Consider the following 18792-nt stretch of genomic DNA (forward strand, 5'->3'; position numbering starts at 1 on the left):
GATGATGATCGACCGCACGACCCTTCTTCTCGGGCTGGCCGTCCTGGGCGCTGCCGCCGTGGCGCTCTGGATGGTGCTGTGGCGCCCCGCGCTCTCGCCCGAGAAGCTGCGCGAGGCCTATGCCGATCCCGCCCCCGCCCCGTCGGGCCGGGGGCTGCACGTCTTCCACCTCGGCCACAGCCTCGTGGGGCGCGACATGCCCGCCATGCTGGCCCAGCTTGCCCATGAGGGCCACCGCTATGAAAGCCAGCTCGGCTGGGGCACCTCGCTCAAGGAACATTACGAGCCCGGCGAAACCATCAACGGCTTCGAGGCCGAGAACGACCACCCCCGCTTCCGCCCCGCGCGCGAGGCCGTGGGATCGGGCGACTACGACGCCATCGTCTTCACCGAGATGGTCGAGATCCGCGATGCCATCAAGTACCACCAATCCGGCAAGTACCTCGCCCGCTGGGCCGCCCTCGCGCGCGACGCCAACCCCGAGACCCGCCTCTACCTCTACGAGACGTGGCACAAGCTCGACGATCCCGATGGCTGGCTCGACCGGCTCGACCGCGACATCGACCGGCACTGGATCGGCGAGCTGCTGCAACAGGACCTCACCCGCAACACACCCGAACGCCCGGTCTACCTTATCCCCGCCGGCCAGGTCATGGCCCGCTTCGTGCGCGCGGTCGAGGCGGATGGCGGCACCGGCGGCACCGGCGGCATCACCGGGCGCGAGAACCTGTTCCAGCGCAAGGAGGATGGCACGCTCGACCCGATCCACATCAACGACCTCGGCGCCTACCTCGTGGCGCTGACCCATTACGCGGTGCTTTACCAGAAATCGCCCGTGGGCCTGCCCCACCGGCTCGACCGCGCCGACGGCACCCCGGCCGACGCCCCCACCGAGGCGACCGCCCGCCTGATGCAGCAAATCGTGTGGGACGTGATCACAAGCCGCCCGGAAACCGGAGTACCGCAATGATCCGCATCCTCGCCTGCCTCGCCCTGTTACTCACCGGAGCCCCGGCCCTCGCCCAGTCCGAACCCCGCGAATTCCCCCTCGCCATCAACCTCGCCGAGGTCAATGACTGGAGCGCCGAGCAGCCCTTCATCGACGTCTTCAAGACCGCCCGCCGCTGGATCGGCCACAAGCCCGGCCAATGGGGCGGCGTCGAGTTCGAGGAGCTGGAAGAACGCGGCCTGCTCGACGCCCAGGGCTGGCCCACCTCCGTGCCGCACGACCTCGGCTCGATCGGCACGCTGATCCTCACCGACCTGCCCGCCGAGGCCGAAATCTATGCCGGCCGCTACGTCCTCAGCTTCGACGGCGAAGGCATCGTCGAGGTCGGCGGCGCCGCCAGCAACGTCCGCTACGGCAAGGGCAGCGTCGCCTTCGACTTCACGCCCCAGACCGGCGGCATGGTCCTGATCAAGATCCAGCGCTCCGACCCGATGAAGACGGGCGATTACGTGCGCAACATCACCGTCGTCCGCGAAGAACATCAGGAGGCGTTCGCCAACGGCGCCATCTTCAATCCGCTCTGGCTCGACCACATGCAGGGCTTCACCGTCCTGCGCTTCATGGACTGGATGCACACCAACAATTCCCACCAAAAGGACTGGGCCACCCGCCCGAAACCCGACGATTTCTCCTACACCCGCCACGGCGTGCCCGCCGAGATCATGATCGCCCTCGCCAACGAGCTGGGCGCCGACCCGTGGCTCTGCATGCCGCACCTCTCCGACGACACCTACCAGCGCAGCTTCGCCGAGATGGCCCTCGCCCGGCTCGACCCCGGCCGGACGGCCTATGTCGAATATTCCAACGAGGTCTGGAACTGGCAATTCACCCAGGCCGAATGGACCGAGGCCCAGGCACAGGAACGCTGGGGCCAGCGCTACAAGGGGCAGGATTACTATGGCATGAAGACCGCGCAGATGGCGGAAATCTGGGCCGACGTCTTCGCCGATGCCCGCGACCGGCTTGTCACCGTCATCTCCACCCAGACCGGCTGGCTGGGGCTGGAGCGCGCCATCCTCGACGCACCGCTCTGGGTGGCCGAGGGCAACGAACCGCCCCATAGCTTCGCCGACGCCTATGCCATCACCGGCTATTTCGGCTCCTATCTCGGCCGCGACGAGATGCACGACATTACGTTGGCCGCGATCACCGAAAGCATCGAGGCCGCCGAGGCCGACGCCCGCCAGCAGGGCCTCACCGGCGAGGCGCTGGCCGCCCATGTCGAGGCGCACCGCTACGACAGGGCCACCGACTGGGCCGTCGACGCGCTGACGAACTCCCGCCAGTACGGCGACGAGTTCGACGGGCTCGACCGCGCCACCGACACGTTCTTCACCTACCAGGCCGATATAGCGCAGGAATACGGGCTCGATCTCATCGTCTACGAGGGCGGCACCCATATCGTCGGCGTCGGTGCGCAGGTGGGCGACGACACGCTCACCGCCTTCTTCACCCATTTCAACTACACGCCCGAGATCGCCGCCCTCTACCGCACGCTGTTCGAGAAATGGGCCGAAATCAGCGATGGGCCCTTCGCGCTCTTCAACGACGTGAACGTGCCGATGAAATGGGGAAGCTGGGGCCACCTCCGCCATCTGGGCGACGCCGACAACCCGCGTTGGCAGGTGGTGGAAGAGTTCAAGTAGAATGGCCCCCCAACCCCCCGCCCCGAAGGCCACGGTCATCATCCCTGCCAACAACGAGGAAGCCTATATCGGCGCCTGCCTCGACCGGCTCGCCGCCTCCGCCGGCGATACCCCGTTCGAAACCATCGTCGTCGCCAATGCCTGCACCGACCGCACCGTCGAAATCGCGCGGCAGGTCGCCGACCTCTCGCCCGACCCGGCCCGCCCGGTCCGCATCATCGACACGCCCCAGGGCGGCAAGCTTGCCGCCCTGCAACTGGGCGACGACGCGGCCCGCGCGCCCATCCGCATCTACCTCGACGCCGATGTCACCGTCAGCCCGGCCCTGATCCCGGCGCTGATCGCCACGCTCGACACCGATGCCCCCCGCTACGCCAGCGGCACGCCCGAGATCGCCCCGGCCCAAAGCCCCGTCACCCGCGCCTATGCACGGTTCTGGCAGAAGCTTCCCTTCGTCTCGACCGGCGTGCCGGGCTTCGGCATCTTCGCCGTCAACGGCCCGGGCCGCGCCCGCTGGGAGGCATGGCCCGAGATCATCTCCGACGACACATTCGCCCGACTGAACTTCGCCCCCGCCGAACGGGTCCAAGTGCCGCAAACCTACCGCTGGCCGATGATCGAAGGCCTCTCCGGCCTGATCCGCGTCCGCCGCCGGCAGGATCGCGGCGTGCGCGAGATCGGCACGAAATTCCCCCGCCTCCTGCAGAACACCGACCCGGCGGCGTCCTCCAGCGGGGCAAAGCTGAAAGCCATCCTGCGCGATCCGCTGGGCTTCCTCGTCTACGGCTTCATCGCGCTATGCGTGCGCCTTCCCGGCGGAAAGGGCGACTGGGCGCGGGGGCGATAAGTACGCACGCCCGGAAACATCGCTGACTTCACAGGACGGCACCTGCGCGGAACAAGGGCGAAGCCCGCCGCGCATCGCTGGGCCGTCCCACGGCACGGCGATTTGGCCATCGAAGCGCCACGCTCTCAGGTTCGAAGTGCTCGGCAGGCATAAATTGCCCATCACCAATGTTGGTTCGCCGCACCACGGCCCACCGATGCCCGGCGCCTCACCGTCAGGGCTGATCCACCGCCGCCCGGAAATGCCCCGCCAGCCTCTCCGCCTCCCGGTACATGTCATGCCGCTCCAGCACCCTCGCCCGCCCGGCACGTCCCAGCTCGGCCCGCGCCTCCGCCGGCATCGCCGCCAGCGCCTCCACCGCCTCGGCCAGCGCCGCGTCATCCCCCGCCGGCACCAGCCAGCCGGTCACGCCGTCTTGCACCAGTTCCGGAATGCCCGCCACGTAGGTGGCAATCACCGGCCGCCCCGCCGCCATCGCCTCCATGATCACCATCGGCAGCCCCTCGGCGAAGCTCGGCAGCACCAGCGCATGACACCCCGCCAGCGCATCCCGCACCTCCGCCTCGGTCTGCCACCCGGCCAGCGTCACCTGCCCCTCAAGCCCGCGCGCCGATATCTCCGCCTCCAGCGCCCCGCGCAGTTCGCCATCGCCGATCAGCGTCAGGTGCACATCCGCACCGGCCACCCGGCCCATCACCGGCATCAGGATCAACTGCCCCTTCTGCTCCGACAGCCGCCCGATATTCACCAGCCGCAAGGCCCCTTCCGGCATCGGCCCCGGCTCCGGAAACGCCTCCGGGTCGATCCCGCAATGCACCACCTTCACTCGGTCCCACGCCTCATGCGGCAGCCACCGGCACAATTGGCTCCGCCCGTAGGAACTGACCGCGACGGTAAACGCCGCCCGCTCCATCTTTTTTGCCAGCGACAGGGAATGCACCGCGTCGAACTCCTCCGGCCCGTGCACGGTGAAGCTATAGCCCGGCCCGCCCAGCAGCCTGACCAGCATCGCCACGGCGGCGGCATTGGTGCCGAAATGCGCGTGCATATGCTCGACGCCCTTCACCAGCCGCAGCACATGGCAAGCCTCCACAAGGTAAACGAGATGCCGCAACCGCCCCGCGGGCGACACCCGGCCCAGCTCCAGCGCCCCCTTCAGCGCCGCGAAAAACGCCCCCGGCCGCCCCAGCATCGCCGCCAGAAGCGAGACCAGCAGCGCACCCTTGCCCGCCTCCAGCACATACTGTGTCCGCCCCTGCTCCGCCCGGTCCTGCGGATCCTTCAGCGGCACGTCCCCCCGCCGCATCGCGATCCGCTCCACCGACAGGCCCAGCCGCTCGAGCCCCTTCAGCTCGCGCCGGATGAAGCTTTGCGACGGTTGCGGATAGGTGTTCAGGATATAGGCGATTTTCACGGGCGACACCGGACGAGGGATATTTCCGCCTCACGCTACAGCCGCCACGACCTCAAGAAAAGGCGCGACATCAGGGACATACCCCACGGCCCCGCGCCCGTGTGCAATTGACCACGCCACCGCCTGCCCGTAGCGTGCGAAAAGGCACGCAACAGGCATCCGGTCACCCCTACTGATGAAACGCATCCTCCATGCATTCCAGGGCGCGACCCTGACCGGCCGGATCCTGCGCAGCACGTCCTGGGTCGTGGTGGGCTATGGCGGCGCACAGGCCATCCGCCTCGGCTCGAACCTGATCCTGACCCGCATCCTCTTCCCCGAGGCGTTCGGGATCATGGCGCTCGTCACCATGGTCACCGTCGGGCTGATGATGTTCTCGGACATGGGCATCGGCCCGGCCCTGGCGCGCAGCCCGCGCGGCGACGACCCGGAATTCCTCAACACCGCGTGGTCACTCCAGCTCATCCGCGGCTTTGCCCTCTGGCTCGTCACGCTGGCGCTGGCCTACCCCTTCGCAGACCTCTACGGCTACGAGGAACTGGCGCTCTACCTCCCCGTCGCCGGGCTCTCGCTCGTCCTCACCGGGTTCTTCCCCACCCGCATGGAGCTTGCCCGCCGCCACCTGCAGATGGGCCGCGCCACCATGCTCGACCTCACGAGCCAGCTTCTGGGCCTCGCCATCATGGTGCTGCTCGCGCTCTGGACCCGCTCGGTCTTCGCCCTCGTGGTGGGCAGCGTGCTGACCAACCTGATCAAGCTTCTGGTCATGTGGTACGGCCTGCCCGGCCGCCGCGACCGCTTCCAGATCGAGAAACCGGCGCTCACCGAGCTGGTCAGCTTCGGCAAGTGGATCTTCCTCGGCACCGCCTTCGCCTTCGTCAGCACACAGGGCGACAAGGCGGTCCTCGGCAAACTCCTCAGCCTCGAGATGCTGGGCATCTACAATATCGGCTTCTTCCTCGCCAGCTTCCCCATGGCGCTGGGGCAGGCGGTGGCGCAGGACCTGCTGATCCCGATCTACCGCAACAAGCCCCCCGCCGAATCCGAGGCCAACCGTCGCAAACTGCAACAGATGCGCGCCCTGCTCACCGGCGGGCTCTGCGCACTGCTGCTGCTGATGGCCTATGCGGGGCCCCCGCTCGTCGACTTCCTCTACGACGCCCGCTATATCGAGGCCGGGCCGATCATCGTGATCATGGCCTGCGGCTTCCTGCCCAAGATCATCGGCATGAGCTATGACCAGGCGGCGCTGGCGGCGGGCGACTCCCGCAGGGTGTTCTTCCTGACCGGCCTCCGCTCGACACTGCAGATCGTGCTGCTGATCCTCGGGCTGCACTGGTTCGGGCTGGTGGGCGGCGTCGCCTCCTACGGCGTCGCCATGGTGCTGGCGCATCCCATCCTGATCGCCCTCGGCCTGCGCCACAAAGCGTGGGACCCGCTGCACGACATCATAAGCTTCACCCTCGCCGGGCTGCTGGCGGCCGGCGCCATCTGGCTCCACTGGGACGCGCTGCTGGGCATCTCCTCGATCCCCGTCGGCTGACGCCTCAGAACGCCCGCCGGCGCCCCCGGAACGCCCGCATCAGCATCGACCGCCGCTTGCTGGGCGGCGCCTCGGGAATGACCGCCACCGGCGCAAAGCCAAGGTCGCGCTCCATCACCGCGGCGCTGCGGATGACCGGGTTCATCAGGTCCAGCAACAGCGCGATACCGAACGCCACCATCAGGCTCGCGAACGCCCCCAGCACGGCGAATTTCGTCCGCGACGGGGTCGACGGGTAATCCGGCCACGAGGCCGGCTCCAGCACGCTCAGATGCTCCGACTGCCCCTCCGATTCAAGCTGGAACCCGATCTCGGCGGCCTTGCGGCTTTCGCTCACGCTGGCCAGCTCTTCCCTCTTCGTCTCCAGCATACGTGTCAGCCGGGTCAGCTCCGCCTGCAGGGCCGGGTCGATCTCGCCCGCGGCCGACACGGTCGCAAGGCTCTCGCTCAGGTAATCGCGCTGCTCGGTCAGGTCGTTGAGCCGGGCGATGTTCTCATCCCTTTCCCGCTCTTCCAGCCGCGTCAGATTGCCGTCCCCGGCCTCCCGCTCGAGCTGCCGCTCCAGCACGATCATCTGCCGCTCGACCGACAGGATCTCGGCCCGCAGCGCCTCGATCTCGCGCTCCTGCGAGGCGCGCGCGCCCTCCTCGGGCATCCCGTTCTGCCGCCGGAAATTGGCCAACCTCTCTTCCAGGTCGGCCACCTCGGCCTCCAGCCGGCTCTGCCGCAGGGTGAAGAACGACAGCGTCTCCTCGGCCCGCTCCAGCCGCTTGTTCTGGCTCAGGTCCACCGTCCGGCGGGTCACTTCCTGCGCCAGCGCCTGCGCGGTCTCGCGGTCGCCCCATGTCGCCGTCACCCGCACCAGCGAAATCGCCCCGTCGCCCGTGGTGCCCGTCCGCGCCGCGGCCACGCCCGATACGCTCAGCGACCGGCGCAGAACCGACACCTTCTCGCTGTCCGGCAAACCCGCAAGCTCGTCCAGCACGCCCACCTCGGCGGCCATGTCGAGGATCGCGTCATGCGACATCACCCGCTGTTCGACGATCTGCAACTGCCGCGCATCCGCCCCCGACACGGTCGGCGGGGCCAGCGCGTCGGCCACCTTGGCATCCTCGACCTGCAACACCGCCTGCGAAGTATATTCATGCGCCTGCGACAGCGCGTAGAGCAGCGCGGCCACACAGCCCAGAACCGTCAGCCGCACGATCAGCCAAAAGCGGCGGCGCACCATGTCGCGAAGTTCGTCAATCCAGTCCGAAAGGCTCATCAGATACGTCCTAACCTGTCACGAAGTCACTCGTTACCAAACACCACCGGCGCGCCCCGCGCCGGCCGGCCTCACCGCCGCCGCGCCTTCTTGCGCGGCAGCCGCCCCCGGTTCAGCACCACGCCCAGCAACGGCACCCGACCGTTCAGCATCTTCTGGCACTGGGCGATATCCTCGGCCACCGTCTTGGTGCCGTCGACCACCAGAAGCACACCATCGACCTGCGGCAGGAAGGCCAGCACGTCGTCATACTCCAGAAGCGGCGGCATGTCGCACAGTATCACGTCGGGCGTCAGCCCGCCGGTGATCTCGTCCAGCACGTCGGCCGTGCTCTGGCTCTGCAACAGCTCCGAGGGGTTCTCCGGCACGTCGGAATTCAGCCCCACGGCCAGGTTCTCGCCATAGCGCTCCAAGTAGTCGTAATACGCCACCTCTCCGCCCAGCAGCGCGGCCATGCTCTGCACCGGCTTGTGGCCCAGCGCCTCGCCCAGTCCGGGCTTGCGCTGGTTGAGGTCCAGCAGCACCGTCGTCACGTCCGGGATGGCCGCCATGCTGAGCGCGAGGTTGAGCGTAGTATAGGTGGTCCCGCAGCCCGAGGTCGGCGCGGTCACCGCGACCCGGCCGATCCCGTGCGACTTCATCGTCTGCAGAAGCTGGGTGCGCAGCGTGTCGGTGGCCTGCTTGACGCTGTCCGACCGGCTCCGCAGCTTCAGCGCGGCACTCTGATGCCCGCGCCATGCGGGCTTCAGGATTTGCCACGAGCCAAGCTCGAGAAGGTCCGTTCCGGTCTGCATCATCCGGTCTCCGTCATCCTCTTCGCCCCCTGCCGACCGCACGACCATGGCCCCGCCAGTGGCGCCCGGGCCCGGCGCGACGACCGGTGCGGCGCCGGCCTCGATGGCCTCGGCGCCCAGAAGAGAATGCTTCAGCTTGCGGTCAAACGGCAAGCCCGGTTCGGGCGCAGGGCCGGAACCGGTGTCCTGATCGTCTCTCGGGCCCTTTGATTTTGCCCAGTCGAACGACACTTGGTACCTCTCGAACATCTTCCATCCATTCCTTCCGGCCCGACCCCTCGGGCACGCCCCCACCCCCTTTTTACTTCAATGGCCGGTCCGCCTCAGGACCACGCCGATCGTCTGCCACAGCACCCTGGCATCCTTCGGCAGCGACAGCTCGGCATCATAGGCGGCATCGTAATGCGCCCGGTCGGCGAACGAGCTTTCGTTGCGGCGATCGACCTGCCAGTAGCCGGTGATCCCCGGCCGCACCGCGAAGTAATGCTGCGGGTCGCCGTAAAGCGGCAACTGGTCCGGCATCATCGGGCGCGGGCCGACGAGGCTCATCTCGCCCTTCAGGACATTCCACAATTGCGGCAGCTCGTCCATCGACGTCATCCGCAGCAGCGCGCCCACGCGGGTGATCCGCGGATCCTTCTTCAGCTTCTGCGACACGTCCCATTCGCGCTTCAGCACCGGGTCGGCCGCCAGCAGGTCGTTCAGCTTCTTGTCCGCGTCGCGCACCATCGTGCGCAGCTTCAGGATCGAGAAGCGCTCGCCGTTCAGGCCCAGCCGCGGCTGGCGATAGAACGGGTTGCCCCCCTCGAGGAACAGCAGGCAGGCCGCGACGGCGACCAACGGCAGGTAGATCGGCACGAAGACCAGCACCAGAAGGATGTCGAGGGCCCGCTTGCCCGCGAGGCGATAGACCGAACGCCGCCGCGGCAGGTCGACCGCCCCCGCCGACGCGGCTGCGGGGGCCCTTGCCGCCGCGTCCAGACCCCGGATCGCTGCGGGCGCAGCCACCCGGGCCGGAGCAGAATGAAGATAAAGATCAGCAGCCACGTCACACCCCAACTGATTACACAAACACACTCGAACAGAGACGAAACCGCGCGGATCGAACCGGCCCGCAAGGCCCCGCATCCAGACACAAACCCACCACCCCGGCCGCGATCGGTGCGGCCGGCCAAACTTACCAACTCGGGCAGCGGTCCCCATTTAAGGCGGAATTTCGCCTTGAACTTGACACAATTGAACCTAACGGAACCCCGAAAATCTTAAACTTTCTAAATGGAAACAGTTTGTTTCCTTATACTTTAACACTCCCTGTACGTCCTTGTAAATAAACCATTTTTGCATTAACCATGGCAGTCAACCTGACGTTAATGCACGCCTTTCGCGCAGAAGTGGTGTTCTCGCTGCCGGGCATAAAAGGCCAAATCTGGCCAGATTGTGCATTCTGGCCCAAAAGCTGCCACATTTCTCCGCCCGATTCCCTGCCCCTACGTCAGCCCCGACCCGGGAATGTGGCCGCCCCGCAGCACCCCCTTGCCCGCTCCCGCCCGCAGGAGGGCTCTTGCAGCCGGTGCCGAATGGCCACTAGAACCGGGAACAGCGACCATCCGAAAGGGCGACACCCCGTGACCTCCGACACCAACCGCAGCCTCTGGCGGACCACCGCGACCGACCCCGTACCGTCGACCCGGTTCGATGCCGATGCCGAGGCCGACGTCGCCGTGATCGGCGGCGGCTTCACCGGCTGCGCGGCGGCGCTCGACGCCGCCCGCCGCGGCGCCGCGGTCACTGTGTTCGAGGCCGATACCGTGGGCCACGGCGGCTCGGGCCGGAATGTCGGGCTGGTCAATGCCGGGCTCTGGCTCCCCCCGGACGAGATCATCGCCCATGCCGGCGAATCCGACGGCATGCGCCTGATGTCCGCGCTGGCCGAGGGCCCGTCGACGGTCTTCGACATCATCGAGCGCGAAGGCATCGACTGCGAGGCCACCCGCGCCGGCACCCTGCATCTCGCCCACGCCCCCTCGGGCCTCGACGACCTGCGCGAACGCTTCCGGCAAGGCAACCGCCTCGGCGCCCCGATCCAGCTTCTCGACGCCGAGGAAACCGCCCGCCGCACCGGCACCACCCGGTTCCACGGCGCCCTCTGGGATCCCCGCGCCGGCACCATCCAGCCGCTCGCCTATTGCCGCGGCCTCGCCCGCGCGGCCATCGCCGCCGGGGCCCATATCCACGAGAACACCCCCGTCACCCGCCTCAGCCGCGACAGCGACACCTGGGTGATCGAGGCCGCGGGCCACCGCCTCCGCGCCCGCCACCTGCTGCTGGCCACCAACGCCTACCACCGCGAGGTCAGGGGCGCCGCCGCCCCCGGCTTCGTGCCCGTCTGCTTCAGCCAGTTCGCCACCGCCCCCCTGCCCGACAGCCTGCGCGAAAATATCCTGCCGGGCGGCGAGGGCTGCTGGGACACGGCGCTGGTGATGTCCTCCTTCCGGATGGACAAGGCCGGCCGCATGATCGTCGGCGGCATCGGCGACGCCACCGGCCCCGCCAGCCCGATCCACGCCGCCTGGGCCCGCCGCAAGCTGCGCGAGGTCTACCCCGAACTGGCCGACCAGCCCTTCGAGCACTCATGGAGCGGCCGCATCGCCATGACCAGCGACCACATCCCCAAGATCGTCTCCTTCGGCCCCAACGCGCTGGCGGTCTTCGGCTATTCCGGCCGCGGCATCGCGCCGGGCACCCTCTTCGGCACCGCCGCCGCCAAGGCGCTCCTGACCGACGACCCCTCGCACCTGCCCCTGCCGGTCACCACCGGCCATGCCGAGCGCTTCACCACGATCCGGCAGGCCTATTACGAAACCGGCGCCGCCCTCACCCACCTGACCAAGCCGCTGCCATTCACGTGAGCGGCGGGCCGGCACTCCGGGCCGTCACAAGATCCCCCGCAACCACCCGGTGAACTTCTCCAGCGGCGGCCGCACCGCCGCCTCCGACGGCCAGACAAGGTAATACCGCCCCTCCACAAGGCTCGCCTCCCCGTAGGGCACCACCAAGGTCTGCCGCTCCAGCTCCACCTGCGCCAGGTAATCCGGCAACAGCGCCACCCCCATCTCGTGCACCGCCGCCTGCGTCATCGTCGCGAACTGGTCCACCAGCATCCCCGTCACGCTGCCCACCTCGACCCCATGCGCCGCAAACCACTGCTCCCACGCCCCCGGCCGCGTCTCGAGTTGCAAGAGCGGCAAATCCAGCAAATCCGCCGCAGACCCCAGCGGCTCCGGCGCCAGCCGGGGCGAGCACACCGGCACCACCCGCTCCTCCCGGATCGGCAAATACTCCACATCCTGCCAGTCCCGCCCCCCGAAATGGATCGCCGCATCGAAACTCTCCTGCCCGAAGTCGAACGGCGCCAGCCGCGTCGACAGGTTCACCGTCACCTCCGGATGCGCCCGTGCGAAATCCTGCAGCCGCGGCGCCAGCCAGTGCATCCCGAAGGCCGGCAAGATCGCAAGGTTCAGCCCGCCCCCCGTCGGATTCGCCTTCAACTCCAGCGAGGCATGCGCCAGGTCGCGCAGGTATTTCCGCACCTTCCGGCAGTAATCCTCCGCCGCCGGCGTCAGGTGTAGACGTGTCCCCCGCCGCTGCACCAGCGTCGTGCCCAACTGCCCCTCAAGCACCTTCAACTGCCGGCTCACCGCGCTATGGGTCAGCGACAGCTCCTCCGCCGCCGCGCTGGCGCTTCCCAGCCGGTCCACCGCCTCCAATGCCAGAAGCGAACTGATCGAGGGCAAAAAGCGGCGCGGCGTCAGCATTGTGAGTTTTTCTCCAGGTTATGTCAGCTAGTTTCGCTTTTCCTTTCCCGAGATTCCACCCAAATTGCGCGCAAACGCGTCAAACAGGGCCCCGCACCACCATGACGAAAGCGAACAGTTCCGCCCCCCACCGCCCGGCCGACCGCCTGTCGGGCATCGCCCTGTCCGAAATCGTCCAGGTCTCCGAGCGCGCCCGCCAGATGCGCGCCGAGGGCCGCGACGTCATCGCGCTCAGCACCGGCGAGCCCGATTTCCCCACCCCGCCCGAGGTGATCGAAGCCGCCCACAAGGCCGCGCTCTCGGGCCAGACCCGCTACACCCCCACCGCCGGCACGCCCGAGCTGCGCGCCGAGATCGCCCAGCAATCCGGCACCGCGCCCGCCAATGTCATCGTCTCCACCGGCGCCAAGCAGGTGCTGGCCAACACCATGCTCGCCACGCTGAACCCCGGCGACGAGGTCATCATGCCCGCCCCCTTCTGGACCAGCTATGCCGACATGGTGCGCATGGCGGGCGGCACGCCGGTCGTCCTGCCCTGCCCGCTTTCGCAGGGCTTCAAGCTGACGCCCGAGCAACTGGCCGACGCCATCACGCCCAACACCCGCTGGCTGATGCTGAACTCACCCTCCAACCCCTCCGGCGCCATCTACACGGCCGGGGAATACGCCCAACTGGCCGATATCCTCGCCGCCCACCCCCATGTCTGGATCGTCGCCGACGAGATCTACGAACATCTCAGCTACACCCCCTTCACCAGCTTCGCCGAGGCCGCGCCGCAGCTCCGCGACCGCGCCCTCATCGTCAACGGCGTCTCGAAAGCCTGGTCCATGACCGGCTGGCGCATCGGCTGGGGCATCGGCCCGGCCGAGCTGATCCGCGACATGACCGCCGTGCAGGGCCAGACCACCTCCGGCGCCCCCTCCGTCTCGCAGGCCGCGGCGCTCGCCGCCCTGCAATCCGACCGGCAAATCGTCGAGGACCGCCGCGCCACCTTCCTTGCCCGTCGCGACGCCACCATCGACGGCCTCAACGCCATCCCCGGCCTCACCTGCCCGGCCCCCGACGGCGCCTTCTACGCCTTCCCCGATTGCTCCGCCCTCATCGAAACCCGGTTCGACAACGACGCCGCCCTCTGCCAGTGGCTGCTGGAAGAAACCGGCGTCGCCCTCGTTCCCGGCCGCGCCTTCGGGATGCCGGGCCATGTGCGCCTGTCCTTCGCCTACGCCGAATCCCAGATCCGCGAGGCGCTCGCCCGCATGAAAACCGCCATCGACCGGTTGACCTCCACCCCCGCCCCGGCCTTCGCTGGCCACAGCGGCTGACGACAGAGCGAGGCGCCCCGATGGACAGAGCCCAGATCGTACATGACAACTTCCTGCGCCGCGTGGCCGCGGGCGACCTCCCCGCAGGCGCCCCCCCGGCCGACGGCCTGAGCCGTTCGGAAGCCGTCTCCCTCTTCCGCTCCCAATGCCTCTCCCGCGCCCTCGACCGGCACAGCCGCGCCATGCAGAAGGCGGGCCAGGGCTACTACACCATCGGCTCCTCGGGGCACGAAGGCATGGCCGCCATCGCCGCCGCCACGCGCCCCACCGACCCGGCCTTCCTCCATTACCGCGACGCCGCCTTCCAGATCGCCCGCGGCGCACAGGTGCCGGGCCAGACCACCACGTGGGACATGCTCCTCTCCTTCGCCTGCTCCGCCGAAGACCCGATCTCCGGCGGCCGCCACAAGGTGCTGGGCTCCAAAGCGCTCAACATCCCCCCGCAAACCTCCACCATCGCCAGCCACCTGCCCAAGGCCGTCGGCGCCGCCTATGCCATCGGGCTGGCCAAACGCCGCCCGCCCGAACACCGCCACTATGCCGAGGATGCCATTGCCATCTGCTCCTTCGGCGACGCCTCGGCCAACCACTCCACCGCGCAGGGCGCCTTCAACACGGCCGGCTGGACATCCTACCAGTCGATCCCCCTGCCCCTCCTCTTCGTCTGCGAAGACAACGGCATCGGCATTTCCGTCAAGACCCCCAAGGGCTGGATCGCTGCCGGCTTCGCCCACCGCCCGGGCCTGAAATACTTCTCCTGCGACGGGCTCGACATCTTCGACACCTACCGCGCGGCCCGGGAAGCCGCCCACTACGTCCGCACCCGCCGCAAGCCCGCCTTCCTCCATGTCCGCACCGTCCGCCTCTACGGCCACGCCGGCGCCGACATGCCCACCACCTACATGCCGAAATCCGAGGTCGAGGCCGAAGAGGCCAACGACCCCCTTCTCCACTCCGTCCGCCTCCTCTCCCAATCCGGCGCGCTGGAGCCGCAACAGGCGCTCGACATCTACAACGACACCTGCACCCGCGTCGAACGCGTGGCGGAGGAGGCCATCACCCGCCCCCGCCGCAAAACCGCCTCCGACGTCATGGCCAGCCTGATCCCCCCGGCCCGCCCCTGCAAACCCACCAACGGCCCCGACGCCGCCACGCGCGAAGCCGCCACGCGCGAAGCCGCCCTCGGCCCCGACCTCAAGGCGCAATCCGAGCCCCAGATCATGTCCCGCCTTATCAACTGGGCGCTCACCGACCTGATGCTCGAACATGGCGAAATCGTCATGATGGGCGAGGATGTGGGCCGCAAGGGCGGCGTCTACGGCGTCACGCAAAAGCTCATCACCCGCTTCGGCCCCGACCGCGTGATCGACAGCCTGCTCGACGAGCAATCCATCCTCGGCCTCGCCATCGGAATGGCCCAGAACGGCTTCACCCCGATCCCGGAAATCCAGTTCCTCGCCTACCTCCACAACGCCGAAGACCAGATCAGGGGCGAGGCCGCCACCCTGCCCTTCTTCTCCAACGGCCAGTTCACCAACCCGATGGTGATCCGCATCGCCGGCTTGGGCTATCAGAAGGGCTTCGGCGGGCATTTCCACAACGACAACTCCGTCGCCGTCATCCGGGACATCCCCGGCATAATCCTCGCCTGCCCCTCCAACGGCGCCGATGCGGCCCGGATGCTGCGCGAATGCGTCCGCCTCGCGCGCGAGGAACAGCGCGTCGTCGTCTTCCTCGAACCCATCGCCCTCTACCCCATGCGCGACCTGCATGACGAGAAAGATGGCGGCTGGATGACCACCTATCCCGAGCGCGGCGAAACCATCCCCTTGGCCTCCGTCGGCACCCATGGCGACGGCACCGACCTCGCCATCGTCAGCTTCGCCAACGGCCACTACCTCTCCCGCCAGGCCGCCAAACGCCTCGAGGCCGACGGCATCACCACCCGCACCATCGACCTCCGCTGGCTCTCCCCCCTGCCGGAAGAGGCGCTGCTCGACGCCATCAAGGGCGCCAAGCGCGTCCTCATCGTGGACGAGACCCGCCGCACCGGCGGCATCGCCGAGGCGCTGATGGCCCTGATCTCCGAGCGCACCAACCTCCCCCACGCCCGCCTCACCGCCGAGGACAGCTTCATCGCCACCGGCCCCGCCTACGCCGCCACCATGCCCTCGGTCGACAGCATCGTCGACGCGGCCACGAACCTCGTGAGGGGCAAGACATGAAAACAGCCGTCATCATCTGCCCCGGCCGCGGCACCTACAACAAAGCCGAACTCGGCTACCTCTCCCGCCACTTCCCCGACGCGGGCCTCCTCGCCAAGTTCGACGCAATCCGCGAGAACGCCGACCAAAAACCGCTGACCGCCCTCGACGGCGCCGCCCGCTTCTCGCCCTCCGAATTCTCTCGCGGCGACAACGCCGCCGGCCTGATCTACGCGGCCACGCTGGGCGACTTCCTCTCAATCAACACAGAACAAATCCGCCCCGTCGCCGTCACCGGCAACTCGATGGGCTGGTACTCCGCGCTCGCCTGCGGCGGCGCCACCACGCCCGAGAACGGCTTCGAGATCGCCAACACCATGGGCACGCTGATGAACGAGGCCCTGATCGGCGGCCAACTCGTCTATCCCTTCCTCGGCAACGACTGGCGCCCCGACCTCGCCCGCAAATCCGAGCTTCTGCAGCAGGTCGCCGACATCGACACCCGCGACGACCACACCCTCGCCCTCTCCATCAACCTCGGCGGCATGCTCGTCCTCGCCGGCGACACCAACGGCCTCAAGGCCTTCGAACAAGCCGTCCCCAAAATCGACGACCGCTTCCCGATGCGCCTCAAGGGCCACGCCGCCTTCCACACCCACCTGCAACGCCCCGTCGCCGAAAAGGGCCGCGCCGCCCTGCCGCAATCCCTCTTCACCCAGCCCGACCTCCCCCTCATCGACGGCCGCGGCGCCATCTGGTGGCCCGGCGCCACGGACACCGCCGCGCTCCACGACTACACGCTCGGCCACCAGGTCACCGAACCCTACGATTTCACCCGCGCCATCACCGTCGCGGCCCGCGAATTCGCCCCCGACCTCTTCATCGTCACCGGCCCCGGCACCACATTGGGCGGGGCGGTGGCGCAATCGCTGGTCCTCGCCAACTGGCGCGGGATCGGCAGCAAACAGGACTTCACCCAACACCAGAACGCCACGCCCCTTCTGGCCGGCATGGGTCATGCCGACCAGCGCGCGTGGGTCACGAAAGGAGACGCCAAATGAACCACCAAGACGCCCTCACCGCAGCCGGCCTCACCGAGAAGGACCTCACCGGCGGCACCCTCGCCGTCCGCTCGCCCATCGACGGGGCCGAGGTGGCGAAGATCCACGAAACCCCCGCCGACAAGATGCCCGAGGTGATCGACCGCGCCCAAAAGGCGTTCAAGCAATGGCGCACCGTTCCCGCCCCGCAACGCGGCGAGCTTGTCCGCCTCCTCGGCGAAGAGCTTCGCAACGCCAAGGAAGAGCTCGGCGCCATCGTCACGCTCGAGGCCGGCAAGATCACCTCCGAAGGCCTAGGTGAAGTGCAGGAGATGATCGACATCTGCGATTTCGCCGTCGGCCTCTCGCGCCAGCTCTACGGCCTCACCATCGCCTCCGAGCGCCCCGGCCACCGCATGTCGGAAACCTGGCACCCGATGGGGCCCTGCGGCGTCATCACCGCTTTCAACTTCCCCGTCGCACCGTGGTCGTGGAACGCGGCCCTTGCGCTGGTCTGCGGCGACCCGGTGATCTGGAAACCGTCGGAAAAGACCCCGCTGACCGCGCTGGTCACCCAGCGCATCTTCGATCGCGCGCTGGCCCGCTTCGGGTCCGACGCGCCGGCCGACCTGCTTCAGGTTGTCATCGGCGGAGCCGACATCGGCGAAGCCCTCGTCAACAGCCGCGACGTGCCCGTCCTCTCGGCCACCGGCTCCACCCGCATGGGCGCCGTCGTCGGGCCCAAGGTGCAGGCCCGCTTCGGCCGCCCGATCATGGAGCTTGGCGGCAACAACGCCATGATCGTCGCCCCCTCCGCCGATCTCGACATGGCGGTGCGCGCCATCGTCTTCTCGGCCGTCGGCACCGCCGGCCAGCGCTGCACCTCGCTGCGGCGACTGATCGTGCATCACTCGATCCGCGAGGAACTGACCGAGAAGCTGAAACAGGCCTACGCCTCGCTCACCATCGGCGATCCGCGCACCGAGGGCACCCTCGTCGGCCCCCTGATCGACGAGACCGCCCGCAAGGCCATGACCGCCGCGCTCGAGGCCGCCCAATCCGAAGGCGGCACCGTCCATGGCGGCGGCGATGCCAAGGGCGTCGACGGCGGCATCTACGTATCCCCCGCTCTGGTCGAAATGCCCCGCCAGACCGAAACCGTGCAGACCGAAACCTTCGCGCCGATCCTCTACGTCATGGGCTACGATACGCTCGAGGAGGCCATCGAGCTGCAGAACGACGTGCCGCAAGGCCTCTCCTCCTGCATCTTCACCCTGAACGTGCGCGAGGCGGAAACATTCCTGTCGGCGGTCGGCTCCGACTGCGGCATCGCCAACGTCAATATCGGCCCCTCCGGCGCCGAGATCGGCGGCGCGTTCGGCGGCGAGAAGGAAACCGGCGGCGGCCGCGAAAGCGGCTCGGACGCCTGGAAAGGCTACATGCGCCGCCAGACCTCGACGGTGAACTACTCCTCCGAACTCCCGCTGGCCCAGGGCGTGAAGTTCGACATCTGAGGGGCCTGTGGATGGAACGGTGATCCATCCGCCGGAACCGCCAAATCCCCAGATGAACCCCGGCTCAAGGTCGGGGTTCTTCAATTCTGGCTTTTCACGATCCCACCGAAAGCCACCAATCCGGGCAGCGCCCGACCGCGGGTGGGCGCACCAACGCCCATGATGGTTGATTTATCGCGCAGCCCGCATCTGACGATGGCTCTGCATGTATCCATCGCAGAAGCGCCCGCCCGGGGGGCGGTCGGGCGCTGCCCGGCGGCGAGCCCCGGGGTCGCCTTGACTCCGGGCACAGCAACTTCTTCGCCCCCCCCAAAAAAAACCTCCCCCTAGACAAACCTGTCCAGCCATGCTCTGACCATTGGACATAACTGTATAGA

The 18792-nt window shown here is 68.2% G+C and carries 14 protein-coding genes; 9 read left to right on the forward strand and 5 right to left on the reverse strand.

Annotated features, from left to right (window positions below):
• Positions 1–4 precede the first annotated feature (4 nt).
• From RLN94_RS18970 to RLN94_RS18980, 3 genes are read left to right on the forward strand one after another with little or no spacing between them, the layout of a single operon-like run.
• A complete protein-coding gene (locus RLN94_RS18970; protein ID WP_350131961.1) occupies positions 5–970 on the forward strand; it encodes a hypothetical protein in 966 nt (321 codons plus the stop codon).
• Complete coding sequence (locus tag RLN94_RS18975; RefSeq protein WP_350131964.1) at positions 967–2655, forward strand: hypothetical protein; 1689 nt, start codon at positions 967–969, stop codon at positions 2653–2655. The genes RLN94_RS18970 and RLN94_RS18975 overlap by 4 nt, the downstream gene beginning before the upstream one ends.
• Before the next feature lies 1 nt (position 2656).
• Positions 2657–3502, forward strand: coding sequence for a glycosyltransferase family 2 protein (locus RLN94_RS18980; protein ID WP_350131966.1), 846 nt, complete (start codon positions 2657–2659; stop codon positions 3500–3502).
• Between the two features lie 214 nt (positions 3503–3716).
• Here RLN94_RS18980 and RLN94_RS18985 read toward each other — a convergent pair whose 3' ends face one another.
• A complete protein-coding gene (locus tag RLN94_RS18985) occupies positions 3717–4916 on the reverse strand; it encodes a glycosyltransferase (protein WP_350159244.1) in 1200 nt (399 codons plus the stop codon).
• A 175-nt stretch (positions 4917–5091) separates the two neighbouring features.
• Here RLN94_RS18985 and RLN94_RS18990 point away from each other — a divergent pair, with 175 nt between their 5' ends.
• Positions 5092–6459, forward strand: coding sequence for an oligosaccharide flippase family protein (locus tag RLN94_RS18990; RefSeq protein WP_350131971.1), 1368 nt, complete (start codon positions 5092–5094; stop codon positions 6457–6459).
• Between the two features lie 4 nt (positions 6460–6463).
• Here the strand turns inward: RLN94_RS18990 and RLN94_RS18995 are convergent, their stop codons facing one another.
• From RLN94_RS18995 to RLN94_RS19005, 3 genes are all read right to left on the reverse strand, one after another.
• Positions 6464–7726 carry a GumC family protein gene (locus RLN94_RS18995; protein WP_350131974.1) on the reverse strand — a complete coding sequence of 421 codons (1263 nt, stop codon included), beginning with the start codon at positions 7724–7726 and terminating at the stop codon, positions 6464–6466.
• Between the two features lie 71 nt (positions 7727–7797).
• Positions 7798–8673 (reverse strand): CpsD/CapB family tyrosine-protein kinase, encoded by an 876-nt coding sequence (locus RLN94_RS19000; RefSeq protein WP_350131977.1) that lies wholly within the window; start codon positions 8671–8673, stop codon positions 7798–7800.
• A gap of 153 nt (positions 8674–8826) precedes the next feature.
• The gene (locus RLN94_RS19005) at positions 8827–9528 is read right to left on the reverse strand and encodes a sugar transferase (protein ID WP_502949448.1); all 702 of its coding nucleotides are present in this window, start codon (positions 9526–9528) and stop codon (positions 8827–8829) included.
• Between the two features lie 617 nt (positions 9529–10145).
• On the opposite strand from RLN94_RS19005, the gene RLN94_RS19010 reads away from it, so the two are divergent.
• Positions 10146–11429: an NAD(P)/FAD-dependent oxidoreductase gene (locus tag RLN94_RS19010; protein WP_350131980.1), complete on the forward strand. Its 1284-nt coding sequence runs from the start codon at positions 10146–10148 to the stop codon at positions 11427–11429.
• A 24-nt stretch (positions 11430–11453) separates the two neighbouring features.
• On the opposite strand, the gene RLN94_RS19015 is transcribed toward RLN94_RS19010, so the two are convergent.
• A complete protein-coding gene (locus RLN94_RS19015; RefSeq protein ID WP_350131983.1) occupies positions 11454–12335 on the reverse strand; it encodes a LysR family transcriptional regulator in 882 nt (293 codons plus the stop codon).
• 101 nt (positions 12336–12436) lie between these two features.
• On the opposite strand from RLN94_RS19015, the gene RLN94_RS19020 reads away from it, so the two are divergent.
• The 4 genes from RLN94_RS19020 to amaB are packed head-to-tail and all read left to right on the forward strand — an operon-like array spanning position 12437 to position 18415.
• On the forward strand, positions 12437–13657 hold the full coding sequence (locus RLN94_RS19020) for a pyridoxal phosphate-dependent aminotransferase (protein WP_350131986.1): 1221 nt from the start codon (positions 12437–12439) through the stop codon (positions 13655–13657).
• A 20-nt stretch (positions 13658–13677) separates the two neighbouring features.
• Positions 13678–15882, forward strand: coding sequence for a dehydrogenase E1 component subunit alpha/beta (locus RLN94_RS19025; protein WP_350169450.1), 2205 nt, complete (start codon positions 13678–13680; stop codon positions 15880–15882).
• The gene (locus tag RLN94_RS19030; protein ID WP_350131991.1) at positions 15879–16922 is read left to right on the forward strand and encodes an ACP S-malonyltransferase; all 1044 of its coding nucleotides are present in this window, start codon (positions 15879–15881) and stop codon (positions 16920–16922) included. Before RLN94_RS19025 ends, RLN94_RS19030 begins: the two co-directional genes overlap by 4 nt.
• Complete coding sequence (gene amaB, locus RLN94_RS19035) at positions 16919–18415, forward strand: L-piperidine-6-carboxylate dehydrogenase (RefSeq protein ID WP_350131994.1); 1497 nt, start codon at positions 16919–16921, stop codon at positions 18413–18415. The genes RLN94_RS19030 and amaB overlap by 4 nt, the downstream gene beginning before the upstream one ends.
• The last annotated feature ends 377 nt before the right edge of the window (positions 18416–18792 follow it).

Source organism: Roseovarius sp., assembly GCF_040223625.1.
In the GTDB taxonomy this organism is placed as follows: domain Bacteria; phylum Pseudomonadota; class Alphaproteobacteria; order Rhodobacterales; family Rhodobacteraceae; genus Roseovarius.